The sequence below is a fragment of the Paraburkholderia guartelaensis genome (assembly GCF_004353905.1).
GTDB classification, from domain to species: domain Bacteria; phylum Pseudomonadota; class Gammaproteobacteria; order Burkholderiales; family Burkholderiaceae; genus Paraburkholderia; species Paraburkholderia guartelaensis.
Map to the genome: position 1 here is coordinate 1 of NZ_SMOD01000052.1, position 16,391 is coordinate 16,391.

General features: G+C 60.7%; 11 protein-coding genes, 2 pseudogenes and 1 riboswitch. Of the genes and pseudogenes, 7 read left to right on the forward strand and 6 right to left on the reverse strand.

Translation table 11 applies throughout. The features are described from left to right. Window positions 1–163, reverse strand: a 163-nt coding sequence (locus E1N52_RS37755) for a helix-turn-helix domain-containing protein (protein WP_246089378.1), incomplete at its 3' end; no start/stop codon positions are given. 136 nt (window positions 164–299) lie between these two features. Between E1N52_RS37755 and E1N52_RS37765 the strand changes: the two are divergent. Continuing rightward, window positions 300–1,112, forward strand: a pseudogene (locus tag E1N52_RS37765) (paraquat-inducible protein A); the annotation flags it as partial. Continuing rightward, entirely contained in the window at window positions 1,087–2,712 is a 1,626-nt protein-coding gene (locus tag E1N52_RS37770; RefSeq protein ID WP_133189564.1) for a PqiB family protein, read from the forward strand. The pseudogene E1N52_RS37765 and the gene E1N52_RS37770, both read left to right, overlap by 26 nt. A gap of 28 nt (window positions 2,713–2,740) precedes the next feature. Here E1N52_RS37770 and E1N52_RS37775 read toward each other — a convergent pair. The 3 genes and pseudogenes from E1N52_RS37775 to E1N52_RS37785 all read right to left on the reverse strand — a co-directional run. Next, window positions 2,741–2,845: pseudogene (locus E1N52_RS37775) on the reverse strand (DUF1289 domain-containing protein); the annotation flags it as partial. A gap of 3 nt (window positions 2,846–2,848) precedes the next feature. After that, complete coding sequence (gene dmeF / locus E1N52_RS37780; RefSeq protein ID WP_133189566.1) at window positions 2,849–4,132, reverse strand: CDF family Co(II)/Ni(II) efflux transporter DmeF; 1,284 nt, start codon at window positions 4,130–4,132, stop codon at window positions 2,849–2,851. Window positions 4,133–4,141: 9 nt separating this feature from the next. Beyond that, window positions 4,142–4,414 carry a metal/formaldehyde-sensitive transcriptional repressor gene (locus tag E1N52_RS37785; protein WP_028206235.1) on the reverse strand — a complete coding sequence of 91 codons (273 nt, stop codon included), beginning with the start codon at window positions 4,412–4,414 and terminating at the stop codon, window positions 4,142–4,144. 178 nt (window positions 4,415–4,592) lie between these two features. After that, a riboswitch (Fluoride riboswitch) is annotated at window positions 4,593–4,655 on the forward strand. A 148-nt stretch (window positions 4,656–4,803) separates the two neighbouring features. Here E1N52_RS37785 and E1N52_RS37790 point away from each other — a divergent pair. The 3 genes from E1N52_RS37790 (at window position 4,804) to E1N52_RS37800 (ending at window position 7,114) form a co-directional block, all read left to right on the forward strand. After that, the gene (locus E1N52_RS37790) at window positions 4,804–5,133 is read left to right on the forward strand and encodes a DUF190 domain-containing protein (RefSeq protein ID WP_133189568.1); all 330 of its coding nucleotides are present in this window, start codon (window positions 4,804–4,806) and stop codon (window positions 5,131–5,133) included. A gap of 253 nt (window positions 5,134–5,386) precedes the next feature. Continuing rightward, window positions 5,387–5,755 carry a DUF190 domain-containing protein gene (locus E1N52_RS37795; RefSeq protein WP_133189570.1) on the forward strand — a complete coding sequence of 123 codons (369 nt, stop codon included), beginning with the start codon at window positions 5,387–5,389 and terminating at the stop codon, window positions 5,753–5,755. 153 nt (window positions 5,756–5,908) lie between these two features. Next, window positions 5,909–7,114: an MFS transporter gene (locus E1N52_RS37800; protein WP_133189572.1), complete on the forward strand. Its 1,206-nt coding sequence runs from the start codon at window positions 5,909–5,911 to the stop codon at window positions 7,112–7,114. On the opposite strand, the gene E1N52_RS45075 is transcribed toward E1N52_RS37800, so the two are convergent. Together E1N52_RS45075 and E1N52_RS37810 are read right to left on the reverse strand one after the other, a co-directional pair. Next, window positions 7,111–7,227 carry a CBS domain-containing protein gene (locus E1N52_RS45075; protein WP_342777945.1) on the reverse strand — a complete coding sequence of 39 codons (117 nt, stop codon included), beginning with the start codon at window positions 7,225–7,227 and terminating at the stop codon, window positions 7,111–7,113. The genes E1N52_RS37800 and E1N52_RS45075 overlap by 4 nt on opposite strands. Continuing rightward, window positions 7,224–7,700 carry a universal stress protein gene (locus E1N52_RS37810; RefSeq protein ID WP_133189574.1) on the reverse strand — a complete coding sequence of 159 codons (477 nt, stop codon included), beginning with the start codon at window positions 7,698–7,700 and terminating at the stop codon, window positions 7,224–7,226. Before E1N52_RS37810 ends, E1N52_RS45075 begins: the two co-directional genes overlap by 4 nt. 364 nt (window positions 7,701–8,064) lie before the next feature. Between E1N52_RS37810 and E1N52_RS37815 the strand changes: the two genes are divergently transcribed. Together E1N52_RS37815 and E1N52_RS37820 are read left to right on the forward strand one after the other, a co-directional pair. Next, the gene (locus tag E1N52_RS37815; protein WP_205965734.1) at window positions 8,065–14,112 is read left to right on the forward strand and encodes a HAMP domain-containing protein; all 6,048 of its coding nucleotides are present in this window, start codon (window positions 8,065–8,067) and stop codon (window positions 14,110–14,112) included. 8 nt (window positions 14,113–14,120) lie between these two features. Further along, entirely contained in the window at window positions 14,121–16,283 is a 2,163-nt protein-coding gene (locus E1N52_RS37820) for an ATP-binding response regulator (protein WP_133189576.1), read from the forward strand. Window positions 16,284–16,391: the final 108 nt, after the last annotated feature.

The following is a 16,391-nucleotide window of genomic DNA, read 5'->3' on the forward strand; positions in this document are numbered from 1 at the left end:
GGGGCACCGTGGGGGAATTTGCCTGCGCCGCCGCGAATTGCTCCTGGTACTTACGGATCGTCTTCCGGTCAACGCCCGTAATCCGGGCGATCTCCCGCTGACGTTTGCCCGCTGCGACGAGCGTGGCGATGGTTGTTTGCAGATGCGGCTTCAAGACATTCACTCCAACAACCCCTCTTCTTCATTCGAGGGGTGCAAGGTAACGTCCTGCCAGACCGCGCCAGCATCATGCTCCGCGTGTCTCTAGGTGGGGGATTTTGAGGTGCCCACAGGTGGGGGAATTTGCCCGCCCATCGGGGTTGTCGGCAATCGCAGGCGTGGTTGTGGGTCCTGCACTGTGGTCGTTTGCAGCGCTGATGTTCGTACTGGCGGCGGCCGGCTCTGCTTTCGACGCGCGCAAACTGTGGTCGCGCGTTGCCACCGTTGAGCACGAGGGCGCGGAGACAGACCTGGACGAGGCCTCGCTGCAAGGGTCGGTTACCGCCGCGCAATGCGGTCTCGCGCTATGTCACGATTGCGGACTACTCGCAAGTGCGCAGACTCACGCTCACCCGTTGCGTTGCCCGCGCTGTGGCGCCACGCTGCACCTGCGCAAGCCCGCAAGCCTGTCGCGGACCTGGGCCTTCCTGATTGCTGCGATGGTGATGTACATCCCGGCGAACATGTTGCCAGTGATGTACACGAACTCACTCTTCGGGACAGAGAACGACACGATCCTCTCTGGCGTCGTCTATCTGTGGACATCGGGATCGTGGCCGCTGGCGATCGTGGTGTTCGTCGCGAGCATCGCTGTGCCGATGCTCAAGATCCTCGCTCTCGGATACTTGACGATCTCCACGCAGATGCGCTCGCGATGGTACGCCGATGAGCGCACACGGATCTACAGGATGGTCGAGTTTGTGGGGCGCTGGTCGATGCTCGACATCTACGTAATCACGATGCTCGTCGCGCTCGTGCAGTTTCAGGCACTTGCGACAATTCAGGCAGGAAACGCGGCAATCGCGTTCGGTGCTGTCGTAGTGCTTACGATGTTTGCTGCTATGGCGTTTGATCCCCGCCTTATGTGGGACGAAGTGGAGCGAGATCATGCCCGGACTGGAGAAAAAGCCTGATTTCCCCAACGCGGATGCGGTGCCGCGATCGCGCTGGCGTCTGCAGGTCGTCTGGCTCGTACCCATCCTCGCGGTCCTGATTGGAGGGTGGCTCGCGGTCAAGGCGATTGTCGAGAAGGGGCCAACGATCACGATCAACTTCGCAACCGCTGACGGTATCGAGGCGGGCAAGACGAAAATCAAGCTCAAGAACGTTGACATCGGGCTCATCAAGACCGTGACGTTGACCCCCGATAGCACGCGAGTCATCGCATCCGCGGACATCAACAAAAACGCGACGAAATTGCTCGTCGGCGACACCCGTTTCTGGGTTGTGCGCCCACGCATATCCGGTGGGACAGTGTCCGGCATCGGCACGCTCCTGTCTGGCTCCTACATCGAGATGGATGTCGGGAAATCGAAAACCGGACGTCGCGACTTCGTCGGCCTCGAAGTCCCGCCGGTGACCACGAGCGATGTGCCGGGGCGCGAATTCATCCTGAAAAGCGCGAATATGGGCTCGCTCGATGTCGGCACGCCGGTATTCTTCCGGCGGCTGGAGGTCGGGCAGGTATCCAGCTATAAGCTCGATCCTGACGGACACGGTGTAACGCTGCGCGTATTTATCAACGCGCCGTACGACAGGTTCGTTCTTGCAGATACCCGCTTCTGGCACGCAAGCGGTGTCGATGTGACACTCGGGTCGAATGGCATCCAGGTGAACACGCAGTCGCTCGTGTCGATCATGATCGGCGGTGTGGCATTCGAGTCGCTGCCGGGCGCGGTCGACGAGGCCGTCGCTGCGACCGACTCAACCTTCACATTGTTCCAGGATCGGGCTGACGCGATGAAGGCGCGCTATCGCGTCGTCGTCAAGTACCTCGCGAATTTCACGGAATCGGTTCGGGGATTGACCGTGGGCGCGCCCGTTGATTTCCGTGGCATTGTGATCGGAGAAGTGACAGCGATCTACACACGTTATGATCCCAAGATCGACAGATTCACCGTTCCGGTCGAAATGGATCTGTATCCGGAACTCTTCACGTCCCACTATGAGGCCAACAGGGGCACCACCGCCAGCGGCCGACTGTCCAACGAGGATCCTCACGCGCTTGCGGATCGCCTCGTCGCAAAGGGACTGCGTTTCCAGCTTCGAACTGGCAATCTGCTGACCGGGCAACTGTACCTGGCCGCCGACTTCTTTCCCGATGCGCCGAAAGCCGCAGTCAACTGGGCTTCGTCGCCTCCGGAAGTGCCGACAATACCGGGTAACCTCCAGCGGTTGCAAGACAACGTCACGCAACTCCTGGCAAAGCTGAACACGATACCTTTTGACACGATTGGCAAGAACACACAGCAGACGCTGGCGAGTGCGAAGACGCTGCTCAACGATCTCGACACCCAGGTCGTCCCGCAGGCGCAAGGCACCTTCGCTGCGGCCCACACTGCGCTCGACTCGGCCAATAGCGCGTTGCAGCCGGACTCCACCCTGCAGCAGAACGCGAACGACGCGGTACAGGAGCTTTCGCGCATGGCCACCGCTTTCCGTACGCTTGCCGATTATCTGGAGCAGCATCCGGAGGCCTTGATTCGCGGCAAGAAGCAGGGGGCCCACCCGTGAGATTGCTCTTACAGCCCTCTTGGTTACACTTCTTCCAGCCCCGGATTTCGTCTCGTGTCCGAAGGCAGCCAGTGCAAAGACCGGTCTTCCAATCAAACGCGCAGACATCGATGCAAGGGGATTTGACTGCCATCGGTCAGGCAACAGCGGGCGTCGGATTCACTTCGACCGTTACGTGCGATAGTTCCTTGAAGCGCTTGAGTGCTGCTCGATAGAAGCCCGGGCTCCGCCGCGCTTCACCGGTGGCCACCGATACGATCGCGCTCATGTGCCCTGGACCGACGCGCCAAACGTGGAGGTCTAGCACGGTGTCGCCGTTGTCTTCGATGACATGACGGACGTTCTCGGCCATACGCCTGTCCAGATTCATGTCGAGCAGAATGCCACCTGTATCGCGCATCAAACCCCACGACCAGTTTGCAATCACCAGTGCGCCGATTACGCCCGCAAGCGGGTCCATCCAGACCCAGCCAAACGCTCGCGCAAGCAGCAGCCCGATAATGGCCAGCACGGAAACCGCCGCGTCGGCAATGACGTGAATGTAGGCCGAGCGGATGTTGTGGTCACGATTCGCGGCCGCCTGTGCATCGCTGTGATCGTGCTCGTGTTCCTCGAACTCGATCTGATGTTCCCCATCGGGCAAGTGGACAATGGCCTTGAATGCGTGCGGCTCGGGAATGTCGTCTTTCGACTCCAGATAGCCGCCGCGATCCGCAAACGCGAAGGTCTGGTGCGTGCCGTCGGGGCGGATCGTCGTAACTGAAACAGCATTGGCGCTGAGCTTTGAGGACGCTGTTTCGGGCGTAATGCGGAAGACAGGCGGTACGCCGTCTTCGAAGACCGACAACGCAAATACGCCAGCGCTGCCGAAGACGCGATGCACTTCGTCTTCGTGACCGTGTTCGTCTTCATGAGCGTGACCGTGGCTGTGGTTATGTCCATGACTGTGGCCGTGGTGGTCGCCACTCAGCAACCAGACGCTCGCCAGATTCACCAGGAGGCCCAGTATCGCGATGGGAATCGCCTGGCCGAAGTGGATGGGCACGGGTGAGAGGAAGCGCGAGACGGCTTCGTATCCGATCAGCAGCGCGATCATGGCGAGCACGATGGCGCTGGTAAAGCCTGCGAGGTCGCCCAGCTTGCCGGTGCCGAACACGAAGCGTTTGTCGCTCGCGTGTCTGCGCGCGTAGGTGTACGCCAAAGCGGCGATGAGCATCGCACCGGCGTGTGTCGACATGTGCAGACCATCGGCAACGAGCGCCAGCGAGCCAAAAAGACTGCCGCCGACGATTTCAGCCACCATCATCGCGCTGCACAGCGCGATCACCATCCAGGTTCTGCGCTCGTTGTCTTCATGGGCTGCACCCAGAAAGATGTGATCGTGCCCCGCTCCGAAAGCGGAATTCGCAAAATTGCTCATAGTTCCCTCTTACTTGAAGTAGCTGTGGACTACCTCAATCAACTGCTCGGTGCCGCTGCCGTGCTCGTCGTCCGGTTCTGCGTCGACGAGATGCGTTCGGATGTGGTCCTCGAGAACTACGGCAAGCAGTCCGTTCATCGCGCCACGGCTACTGGTAATGAGTTGGAGCACATCCATGCAGCCGCGCTCTTCTTCAAGTGCACGTTCAATCGCCTCAACCTGTCCCTTGATGCGGCGAACACGGTTGAGCAATTTCTGTTTTTCTCGAATCGTATGGCTCATGGTCACATCCAGAATAGCGTAGGGGGGTATCTTACCCTGGATAGGGTACGGGGGTATACATTTCTGTCAGGCTGGGCCCGCGTGAAACGCTGCTCACGCAGTCGCAAGATAAGGGCGTTGCCTGCAAAGCAAGTGCCTTCCGGGGAATGGCTTGTAGCACGACGGTCAGGGGCGTAGAGTGATTAAAGGAGATGGCATTCTCCTGAAACCGCCCCGACGGGCTAATGATGCCTACAGGCCTGGGAACAGGCACTGTCGGTTCGCGGTTTTTTCGCTGGCCCCACCTGTGTCTGAGCCGTCAAGACGGCGATTCCCGGTTCACATCGTCACAGCCCAACCTTCATCTGGGCATGGGCTTCGTCGCGATCACCTGGCGACAGGAGGCATTCATGCAAGGTAGTCAACTCACTGTATTCGCGGCTAATCAACATCATCGTGTACGGCACCTCCCGGTCGTGGATTGGATACTTGATGAAGCCAAACACGCTGGCATTCAAGGCGCAACGGTTGTCGACATAGCGGAGGGCATTGATGCGAAGGGAAAATATCATGCAGCGCGCTTTTTTGAGCTTGCGGAACAATCGGTCGCCGTCACGTTCATTGCAGAAGATGCCCAGATCGACGATCTGCTTGAAAGACTGAACGTCGGCGGCGTTCGCCTTTTTTATACGCGGGCGCGAATCGAATACGCCACGCTTGGAACGGAAGGAGCGCGTTGATGGACTGCAGCGGGATACCGGCGGCGGACAACGTCCAGGATGAAGGCAACGCAGCATTGTGATTCCGTGACACGGCGATGCCGATGCGTTCCCTGGCGGAAGGGGGGGGCAGTGCGCTGCGATGCAGCAAATGTCGACGCCGGAAGGTTGCCCTAGAATTAGTCAAAGGTCGGTCGGTCGCGTGGCGGCACGGGGCAATGCCGCCGGTCGCAGCGTCTGCTCAGCGGCCCCGTGCGAGTGGGCGGAGGAACCCATGAACGGCTATCAGCTTACGTTTTATACCGAACACAACCGACGTCACGATCATCGGACGGTGTGTGAGTGGTTGCTTCACGAAGCGAGCCGGTTGGGCATCCACGGCGTTTCGGTTATCAATTGTGCGGAGGGCACGGGGCACGCCGGCGCGCATCATGGGGCGCATCTGCTGAATCTCGCCGACCAGCCGGTGCAGATTATCCTCGCGGTCACTGAGGATGAGGCCCAACGCATGCTGGAAGCGGTAGAAGCTGAGCACGTCCATGTCTTCTACACACGGACTCCCATTGAATTTGGGGTGCTAGGCGGGGAGGAGCCCCGGAAGGAGAAAAAGCACCTTTCGATATTCGGTCATAACCCGCACTAGATCCTTCTACAACTGCATTCTCATCGTACTGGTCGGCGTGACGCTGGTGCGTCTTTGCGCCTATGCGTCACGCTCCCGTCGACACGGCGCGAAGCCCCGGCCCCCGCGATCAGCCGCGTCGCTCAAACGTGTTATTTGATGCGCCAATATCGAATGCAAAATGAACCGCAAATCACGGTTGCCCGGCAGATTCCGCGCAGCGTATGGATTCTCGGTTGCGTGAGCCTTTTCATGGACATCTCATCTGAGATCATCCACAGCCTGCTGCCCATGTTTTTGCTCGCCACCCTTGGCGTCAGCGCTGGAACGATCGGACTCATTGAAGGCATCGCGGAGGCCACGGCACCCATCGTCAAGGTGTTTTCCGGTGCGTTGAGTGATTACCTGGGCAACCGGAAGTGGCTGGCAGTGGCCGGGTATTCGCTCGGGGCAATGAGCAAACCCCTTTTTGCCGTCGCGCCTGCTGTCTGGGTAGTCGTGGCGGCCCGCATCATTGACCGCATCGGCAAGGGAATCCGGGGTGCGCCCCGCGACGCACTCGTGGCTGATGTCACGCCGCAGCATCTGCGTGGCGCAGCCTTCGGGCTGCGCCAGGCGCTCGATACGGTCGGCGCATTCCTCGGACCGCTGCTGGCTGTTCTCATTATGCTGGTGTGGGCAGACAACTTTCGGCTCGCCTTTTGGCTTGCGGTCATCCCGGGCGTGCTCGCGGTAGGCCTGTTGGCGTTTGGCGTGAGGGAGCCAGTGCACGAACCACTCGCAACGAAAAGCAATCCGGTGCGTCTGGAAAGCCTCAGGGATCTTGGTTCGGACTACTGGTGGGTCGCCGGAATAGGCGCCGTTTTCGCGCTGGCGCGATTCAGCGAAGCGTTTCTGGTGCTTCGTGCCATGAAGAGCGGGATACCGATTGCGCTCGTTCCGCTAGTCATGGTGGTGATGAATATTGTCTACGCACTGTCCGCTTATCCGTTCGGCAAGCTCGCGGACACCATGAGCCATACGCGGTTGCTGGTGGCGGCCCTCATTGTGTTGATTGGCGGTGACCTCGTGCTTGCGAACGGGACGCACTGGAGCGTCGTCGTCGCGGGCGTCGCGCTTTGGGGGCTGCACATGGGGATGTCCCAAGGGCTGCTCGCCACGATGGTCGCGCACACCGCGCCTGCGCATTTGCGCGGCACGGCGTTTGGCTTGTTCAACCTGCTTGGCGGTATCGTTACGCTGGTTTCGAGCGTCATCGCGGGCCAGTTGTGGGAGCGCCTGGGGGCGGCGACCACGTTTTATGCGGGTGCAGCTTTCAGCGTTGTGACCGTCGTATTGCTCGTGTTACACCCCACTCCGGCAGCCGGACAGGCAGGCTAGATCACGATGCCGACGAGCTTGTCGTCGCGCAGTACGGGAACGGGCTTGATGCGGTGCCGTTCGAGCAGGTCGGCAATCTCCGGCAGCGGCGTATCTGCAAAGCGCTGGTTCAGGCCGCGCTTTGCCGCCGGTTGCCCTTCTCACGAGTCTCGATCAGGACCGCACAGGGGGACTTTTCGATGACAACTCCGCACGTCGACGGATTGGCCCAGCGGCGTAGCCGCGATAAGTGGTGATGCCCCATCACAATGACCTCTGCGTTCAGCAGGCGTGCCTGCTCGACGACGACCTCTGCAGGATTTCCTGCACAGAAGTGCTGCTCCACCGCGAGACCCCGGTCGGCAAGCTGGGTGGCTGCGGCAGCGAGGACTGATCGTGCAAAAGACGTCTGCTCGTTTGCGCAAGGATAGATCAGACCATCGGAGGCGACACCGCTCTCACTACTGGAGGGCAACGCGTAGGAGGGGTCGACCACGCATAGAAGGTGGACGGTTGCCGTACCCGGCGCGGCCACGCGGCTGGCCAGATCGATGACATCGATGCTCTGTGGCGAGCCGTCCAGTGGAACGAGGAGGATAGTGAACATGGTGGTGATCCTCTTGCAGCTCCGCTCGACACGCGGCCTGTTGTCTTCGGGAGGAGACGTGTCAAGCGAGTACGCGCCGGGATGCTCAACAGATTGTCCCGCTTTTGCATGGCGAAGTGGAATCGTCGGCACGATCGTCCACAACCGCGCGCCTTGATGTTTGCCAATCGTAAGGTGCAGGCACGCATATTGCGGCATTAGCCGGTTGCGCCCTCGCCAGCAGTCGCGACCCTCACCTTTCATGAAGTCGACGGCTGCTCCGCAACGTCGCGAGCAATCGATTCAATTAGAACAAGCTCCGACGACAGAGACCGCGTGGCATCGGACTCCCCCTTGCTTTTTTTCGGCCCTCGAGGTGAAAAAAATGGACGCTCCTACGAGTACGGCGACGGCGGCGCAAGAGAACAACATCGAGCGGATTGCTCTTATGCTGGGTGCTTTCCGGCGCGGCGACGCGTCGGCACGACTGCCTGACGATTGGGAGGGGCCATCAGGTAGAGTCGCGGCGGAATTCAATCTGCTTGCTGCGCAATGCGGCAAGATGTCCGTCCAGCTCCGGGATGTGACGAGCAATCTATCCCCGCATACGACGGACAATGCCGGGCGGCGTCTGTCCGTCGAGGGACTCGACGGCTTCTGGTTTGATCACGCCACCAATATCAATGTAGTCATCGAGCGCGGCGAACCTGCCACGGAGTGCGCAAAGACGATCCTCCGCGCGGTAAGTGCGCTCAAGGATGGCGAAACAATCGAGCTGCCCCCCGAGTGGTCCGGTGTGCACGGCAGGCTGGCCCAGGTCTTCAACGAACTCGTCGACCAGAACGTACGCATGTCCGAAGAGCTCGCGCGTCTGAGCCGGGTCGTCGGCAAGGAGGGGCGTCTCAATGAGCGCGCCGCATTGCCGTTTGCCCGCGGGTTCTGGCGCGATTCGGTCGACGCCATCAACTCGTTGATCGGCGACCTGGTGCACCCCACGAGTGAAGTCGCCCGTGTGATCGGGGCGGTGGCGCAGGGCGACCTCTCCAAAAACATGGCACTCGAAGCCGATGGCCGCGCGTTGCAGGGCGAATTTCTCCGCACGGCGCGCACGATCAACACGATGGTCGACCAGCTGGGTACGTTCGCGGCAGAGGTCACACGCGTGGCGCGCGAAGTGGGAACCGAAGGCAAGCTTGGCGGCCAGGCCGACGTCCAGGGCGTTGCCGGAACCTGGAAGGACCTGACTGACTCCGTCAACTTCATGGCCGGCAACCTGACGAGCCAGGTGCGCAATATCGCCGAAGTGACCATGGCGGTCGCCGCCGGTGACCTGTCCAAGAAGATCACGGTCGACGTCAAGGGCGAAATTCTCGAACTGAAGAACACGATCAACACGATGGTCGATCAGCTTCGGTCGTTTGCCTCAGAAGTGACGCGGGTTGCCCGCGAAGTCGGCACCGAGGGACGGCTCGGCGGACAAGCCGACGTCCAGGGCGTCGCGGGCACCTGGAAGGATCTCACCGACAACGTCAACTTCATGGCGGGCAATCTGACGAGTCAGGTTCGAAACATCGCGGAGGTCACAAAAGCCGTTGCGGCTGGCGACCTTTCAAAGAAGATTACGGTTGATGTGAAAGGCGAGATTCTCGAACTGAAGAACACCGTCAACACGATGGTCGACCAGCTGCGCTCGTTCGCCTCAGAAGTGACGCGCGTCGCCCGTGAAGTCGGCACCGAAGGCAAGCTTGGCGGCCAGGCGGACGTGCAGGGCGTGGCCGGTACGTGGAAGGACCTGACCGACTCCGTCAATTCGATGGGCGGCAATCTCACCGCGCAGGTGCGCAACATTGCTGACGTGACCACCGCCGTCGCCGCCGGGGACCTCTCCAAGAAGATTACGGTCGATGTGAAAGGCGAGATTCTGGAGTTGAAGAACACCATCAATACGATGGTGGATCAGCTCCGTTCCTTCGCCTCGGAAGTGACGCGCGTCGCCCGCGAAGTCGGCACCGAAGGCAAGCTCGGCGGCCAGGCGGACGTGCAGGGCGTGGCCGGTACGTGGAAGGACCTGACCGACTCCGTCAACTCGATGGGCAGCAATCTCACCGCGCAGGTCCGCAACATCGCGGAGGTGACCACTGCTGTCGCCGCTGGCGATCTTTCAAAGAAGATTACCGTCGACGTGAAGGGCGAAATCCTCGAGCTCAAAAACACGATCAACACCATGGTCGATCAGCTCGGGTCCTTCGCTTCGGAAGTGACACGCGTGGCGCGCGAGGTGGGCACCGACGGCAAGCTCGGCGGCCAGGCGAATGTGCAAGGCGTGGCGGGCACATGGAAGGACCTCACGGACTCCGTGAATTCCATGGGCAGCAACCTCACCGCGCAGGTTCGCAACATTGCCGACGTGACAACGGCGGTCGCTGCGGGTGATTTGTCGCGGAAGATCACCGTTGACGTGAAAGGGGAAATTCTCGAGCTGAAAAACACGATCAATACGATGGTGGATCAGCTTCGTTCGTTTGCGTCCGAAGTCACGCGCGTCGCGCGCGAGGTCGGCACGGAAGGCAAGCTCGGTGGTCAGGCCGACGTGCAGGGCGTGGCCGGCACCTGGAAGGACCTGACCGACAACGTGAATTTCATGGCGGGCAACCTCACGAGCCAGGTGCGCAACATTGCGGACGTGACCAAGGCCGTGGCGGCCGGTGACCTTTCCAAGAAGATCACGGTAGACGTCAAGGGTGAAATCCTCGAACTGAAGAACACCATCAACACGATGGTCGACCAGCTTGGTTCGTTCGCCTCGGAAGTGACGCGGGTGGCGCGTGAAGTCGGAACGCTCGGCAAGCTCGGCGGCCAGGCGGACGTGCAAGGCGTGGCCGGCACCTGGAAGGACCTGACCGACAACGTGAATTTCATGGCGGGCAACCTCACGAGCCAGGTGCGCAACATCGCGGACGTGACCAAGGCCGTGGCAGCCGGCGACCTTTCCAAGAAAATCACCGTGGACGTCAAAGGCGAGATCCTCGAACTGAAGAATACGATCAATACGATGGTCGACCAGTTGCGCTCGTTTGCGTCGGAGGTCACGCGCGTCGCGCGCGAGGTCGGCACGGAAGGCAAACTCGGCGGGCAGGCGGACGTGCAAGGCGTGGCCGGCACCTGGAAGGATCTGACCGACAACGTGAACTTCATGGCGGGCAACCTGACGAGTCAGGTGCGCGGCATCGCCCGGGTCGTGACGGCCGTCGCCAATGGCGACCTCGACCGCAAGCTGACCGTCGAAGCCAAGGGCGAAATTGCTGCGCTCGCCGACACGATCAATAGCATGACCGACACACTCGCAACCTTCGCCGACCAGGTGACGACGGTGGCGCGCGAGGTGGGCGTGGAGGGCAAGCTGGGCGGTCAGGCGAAGGTGCCGGGCGCCTCTGGCACCTGGAAAGGGCTCACGGAGAACGTCAACCAGCTTGCCGCGAACCTGACCACCCAGGTGCGAGCGATTGCCGAAGTCGCGACCGCCGTGACCCAGGGCGATCTGACCCGCTCGATTACCGTGGAGGCCCAGGGCGAAGTTGCGGCGCTCAAGGATACGATCAACGAGATGATCCGTAACCTGAAGGACACCACGCAGGTCAATACGGAACAGGACTGGCTCAAGACCAACCTCGCAAAATTCAGCCGCATGCTGCAGGGCCAGAAAGACCTCGTGGCGGTTGGCGAATTGATCCTTTCCGAACTCGCCCCCGTGGTCGGCGTGCATCGGGCCGAGTTCTACGTGCTGGATAGCGCTTGCACGCCGCCATCGCTGCGCCTGACGGCGAGCTATGCGTCGGGCGGCCACGCGACCCACGGCAAGCTTGTCCGTCTCGGCGAGGGGCTGATCGGCCAGTGCGCAGTTGAAAGGCGCAAGATCCTCCTCGAGCCGCCCGCAACGGAACCCTTCCGGATCACGTCAGGCCTCCTGAGCGTGACGCCTCACAACGTGCTGGTGCTTCCGGTCGTCTTCGAGGCGAAGGTCAAGGGGGTGATCGAGCTGGCGTCCGTCGAGCGCCTCAACCCCACGCATCAGGCTTTTCTCGATCAGCTCACGGAAAGTATCGGCATCGTGATCAACACGATCGAGGCCAATACCCGCACCGAAGACCTGCTAAGGCAGTCCCAGACGCTTGCGCATGAGTTACAGAGCCGGCAGGAGGAGCTTCAGCAGACCAATCAGCAGTTGCAGGAAAAGGCGCACCTCCTAGCGCACCAGAATGAAGAGGTCGAACGCAAGAATGCCGAGGTCGAGCAGGCGCGGCAGGCACTTGAAGAAAAGGCGAGGCAGCTGGCTCTCACGTCCAAATACAAGTCCGAGTTTCTCGCCAATATGTCTCATGAGCTGCGTACGCCACTCAACAGTTTGCTGATTCTCTCCGACAACCTGTGCAGGAACGCGGATGGCAATCTCTCGCAGAAGCAGGTCGATTTTTCGAAGACCATTCATTCATCGGGCAACGATTTGCTGATGCTGATTAATGACATCCTCGACCTTGCGAAGATCGAGTCGGGTACCGTTGTCGTGGAGATCACCGAACATCGCATCGAAGACCTTGCCGTCTACGTGGAGCGTACGTTCCGTCACGTCGCGGAAGCACGCAAGGTCGACTTCATGGTCCACACGGGCGCTCAGCTGCCCGCATCCATCTATACCGATCCGAAGCGCCTGCAACAGATTCTCAAGAATCTGCTGTCGAACGCGTTCAAATTCACACACGAAGGGCGTGTCACGTTGTCGGTCGAAGAGGCTCTCGATGGCTGGAGTCCGGATCATGAAGGCCTGAATCGTGCCCACCAGGTCATCGCATTTTCGGTGTCCGATACCGGCATCGGTATCTCGGCCGAGAAGCAGCAGATCATTTTCGAGGCGTTCCAGCAGGCTGACGGCAGTACGAGCCGCAAATATGGTGGCACGGGCCTTGGCCTCGCGATCAGCCGCGAACTGTCCAAACTGCTCGGCGGGGAGATCAGGCTGGTCAGCTTGCCTAACAAGGGAAGCACCTTCACGTTGTACGTTCCGTCCGGGAGCGATCCCGGAAAAGCAGTACGCAGGACCGCGATCCGCGACGATTCGCACGGCTCGACGCCTGTCACGGAACCCCCGGCGTACGCGCAGGCGACAGCCGATCCCGCCGTACGTGAGCTCGTAACGGCTGCGGTGGAAGAGGTTGCGAATCTCGTCGAAGCCACGCAAGACGATCGAAACAGCATCGCCCATGGCGATCGCGTACTGCTGATCGTCGAGAACGATCGGGCATTTGCGGACTTTTTGCTCGACGCAGCGCGTGAAAAAGGCTTCAAAGGTCTGGTTACGCCATTGGGCTCGGCTGCGTTGACGCTCGCAGATCAGTTCAAGCCCGATGCGGTCACACTGGATCTTTTTCTGCCCGACATGGAAGGCTGGCGCGTCCTGTCACGCCTGAAGCATGACCTCGCAACGCGTCACGTGCCGACCTGCGTGATTTCCACGGACGAGTCGCGTGAACGCGCGTTCAATTCAGGAGCGTTCGGCTTTTTGCCCAAGCCGATCCAGTCGCGTGAGCAACTCGACGACGCGCTGGATGGCCTGATGAAATATGTGGCGGTAGACATTCGCCGGCTACTGGTCGCGTTGGCCCCGACACCGCAGCGCGACACGTTTCTCAGGTTGCTTGCGAGCGAGCGGGTGACGATCGAATCGTGCGAAACGGGCGCAGAAATATTGAGCCGTCTGCCAGCGAACCACCAGGATGGACTGGTCGTCGATATCGACGGATTGAGAGGCATATCGCCAGAATTGCTCGATGAGGCGCTATCCGGGCGCCCCTCTTTCGCACCGCTACCCGTCATCGTGATCGGAGATCGGGAAGCGCTGCGGATGCAGCAGTGGCTGCGACCTGCCGAGCGATACATTGTCATGCCCGTCGCGGGTTTCGATCGTCTTCTGGACGCGACAGTCGCTGCGCTACATGTCGGATCGACTGGACTCGGCAAGGAAGCCCAGGTGGAGATCAGCAGCCTGCGCGAATCGGAACTCGCGCTGCACGGCAAAACGGTGCTGATCGTAGACGATGACATGCGCAACATATTCGCGCTGGCGACTGTCGTCGAAGATTATGGAATGCGCCACGTGTGGGCGGACAACGGTCGAGATGCGATTCGGCTGGTTGCGACGGACCCCGCAATCGACGCGGTGCTGATGGATATCATGATGCCCGAGATGGACGGCCTCATGACGATACGTGAGATCCGTAAATTACCGGCTGGCCGCTCGTTGCCGATCGTTGCGGTCACAGCCAAGGCGATGAAGGGCGACCGCGAACGATGCATCGCAGCCGGCGCGTGGGACTACCTGTCAAAGCCAGTCGATCGCGGTAATCTGCTCGCGGTTCTGCACGCGTGGCTACACGCATAGGAACGGCCATGGAAACGCATTCGCGGGACGACGGCGACCGGGTCAACATCCTTGTCGTCGATGACATTCTGGAGCAGCACTTCGTACTTCGCAGCGTTCTCGAAGAACTCGGGGAGAACATCGTTGCGGTGTCATCCGGGCGTGCCGCGCTTCGAGCCGTACTTGAGCAGGAATTCGCCGTGATCCTGCTTGATGTCAACATGCCAGGCATGGACGGATTCGAGACAGCGTCGATGATGCGTTCGTACCGAAGAACGGCGCGTACACCGATCATTTTTATCACGGCATACGTCGACGACAACGAGATGTCGCGTGGTTACGCGCTTGGCGCCGTCGACTATATTTCGTCGCCGGTGGTTCCGGAGATCCTGCGCGCGAAGGTGCGTGTTTTCGTTGACATGTACCGGATGCGAAACCAGTTGATCGCACGTGCTGCCGAGCGCGAAGCACTGGCGATGGCCGAGGTGCAACGCGCCGCTGCCGAGCAGGCGCGGTTGAGAGCGGATTTTCTCGCTCGCGCGAGCCAGGCACTCACACGTTCGCTGGAAGTCGACGATACGGTGGCAAAGATAGTCGAATTGCCCGTGCCTACGCTTGCCGATGCGGCTGTGCTCGTTTTCACCGCGGGGGAGGGGCAGGCGCCGAAAACCATCGCGTGCATCGCGAATTCCGCCTGTGCGGACCCGCGTTGCGGTGCCACAGCTACGCTGCAACATCGGGTTTTATCCTTGCCGGATCTCGACATGCTGGTCCGCGAGGCCCTGTCGACGGGGCAGCCGGCCCACCTGCAGATCGACGGGCGCCCAATGCTCGCATGCATCCAGGATGACGGAACGTGCTGCGAGGTGCCGCTGGATCTGAGTGAGATGACGGCTTATCCGTTGCTGACAGGTGCGGCGCAGCCCTCCGCCATCCTGCTGGGCATCCACAGGCCAAACGAACGCAATGACGATGCTTCGGTTACACACGAGTTCGTCAGCCGTGCGGCGATAGCGCTCGAGAATGCGTTGCTCTTTTCGACAATCCGGGATGGCGACCGGCGCAAGAACGAATTTCTGGCGATGCTGGCACATGAGCTGCGCAATCCGCTCGCGCCGATTGTCAACGCAGTGGCCGTCATGCGACGCGCGAGACCGACAGATTCTCAGGTGTTGCGCTGGGGCAGCGAGATTATCGGAACGCAGGCGGAGCATCTCGTGCGAATCGTGGATGACCTGCTCGATGTCTCGCGAATTGCTCGTGGCGTCGTCACGCTGCGCACAGAGCCCGTGCTTCTTTCCAGCGTCATTGATCGCGCAGTCGAGACAAGCGGGCCGAACTATACCGCGCGATCCCAGTCGCTGACCCGTGACGAGCCGGGCGTAGCCATTGTCATCGATGGTGACATCGTCCGGCTGTCGCAGGTAGTAGCGAACCTGCTTAACAACGCATCCAAATTCACGCCACCCGGCGGCCGCGTGCACATCTCGACGGCGCACGACGGCGCGATGGCCTCGATAGTTGTCTCCGACGAGGGCGACGGTATCGATCCGGCTTTCCTGCCGCATGTATTCGACCTCTTTGCGCAGGGACAGACCTCGCTGGACCGCGCGCAGGGCGGTCTGGGCATTGGACTTACGCTCGTGCGTCACCTGACCGAGATGCACCGGGGGTCCGTTCAGTGCCAGAGTGAAGGGCGTGGGAAAGGCAGCAGGTTCACGGTGCGCTTGCCGGCGCGGGTCGTCGTCGACGAGGCATTCGACAGCCGCCCGAACGTCGTGCCAATTCGACGCGCCCAGGGCCTGCGCGTACTGATCGTCGACGACATGGCCGCGACAGCAGAAAGCCTCGAAGCATTCCTGCGCATACACGGGCATCAGGTCGAGCTCGCGGCGGATGGGGCCGCGGCCCTCACGCAGGCCAGGATATTCTTGCCCGACGTCGTGCTGCTCGATATCGGACTGCCTGGCATGAATGGCTTCGACGTGGCACATCGTCTACGAACCGATGACGCGTTGCCGCAGAGTCTGATCATTGCCATCAGCGGCTACAGCCAGGAGGAGCATCGACTTCGAGCCACCGACGCCGGCATAGACCACTACCTGGTGAAACCGGCTGATCTGAACGTACTGATCGGCATCATTGAAGAGTACGGAAACTCGAAGGCTACGGACAACGGCGCGGCTGCTTGAGCCTTTGCTTGAGCCTCTGCCTGGCCGCTATGCGAATAGTTGCTTGTCCTGGGTCGCCCCGCTTCTTGTCGCTCAGGCCATGGCAATCGCTATGGCTGCGCCAGGCGT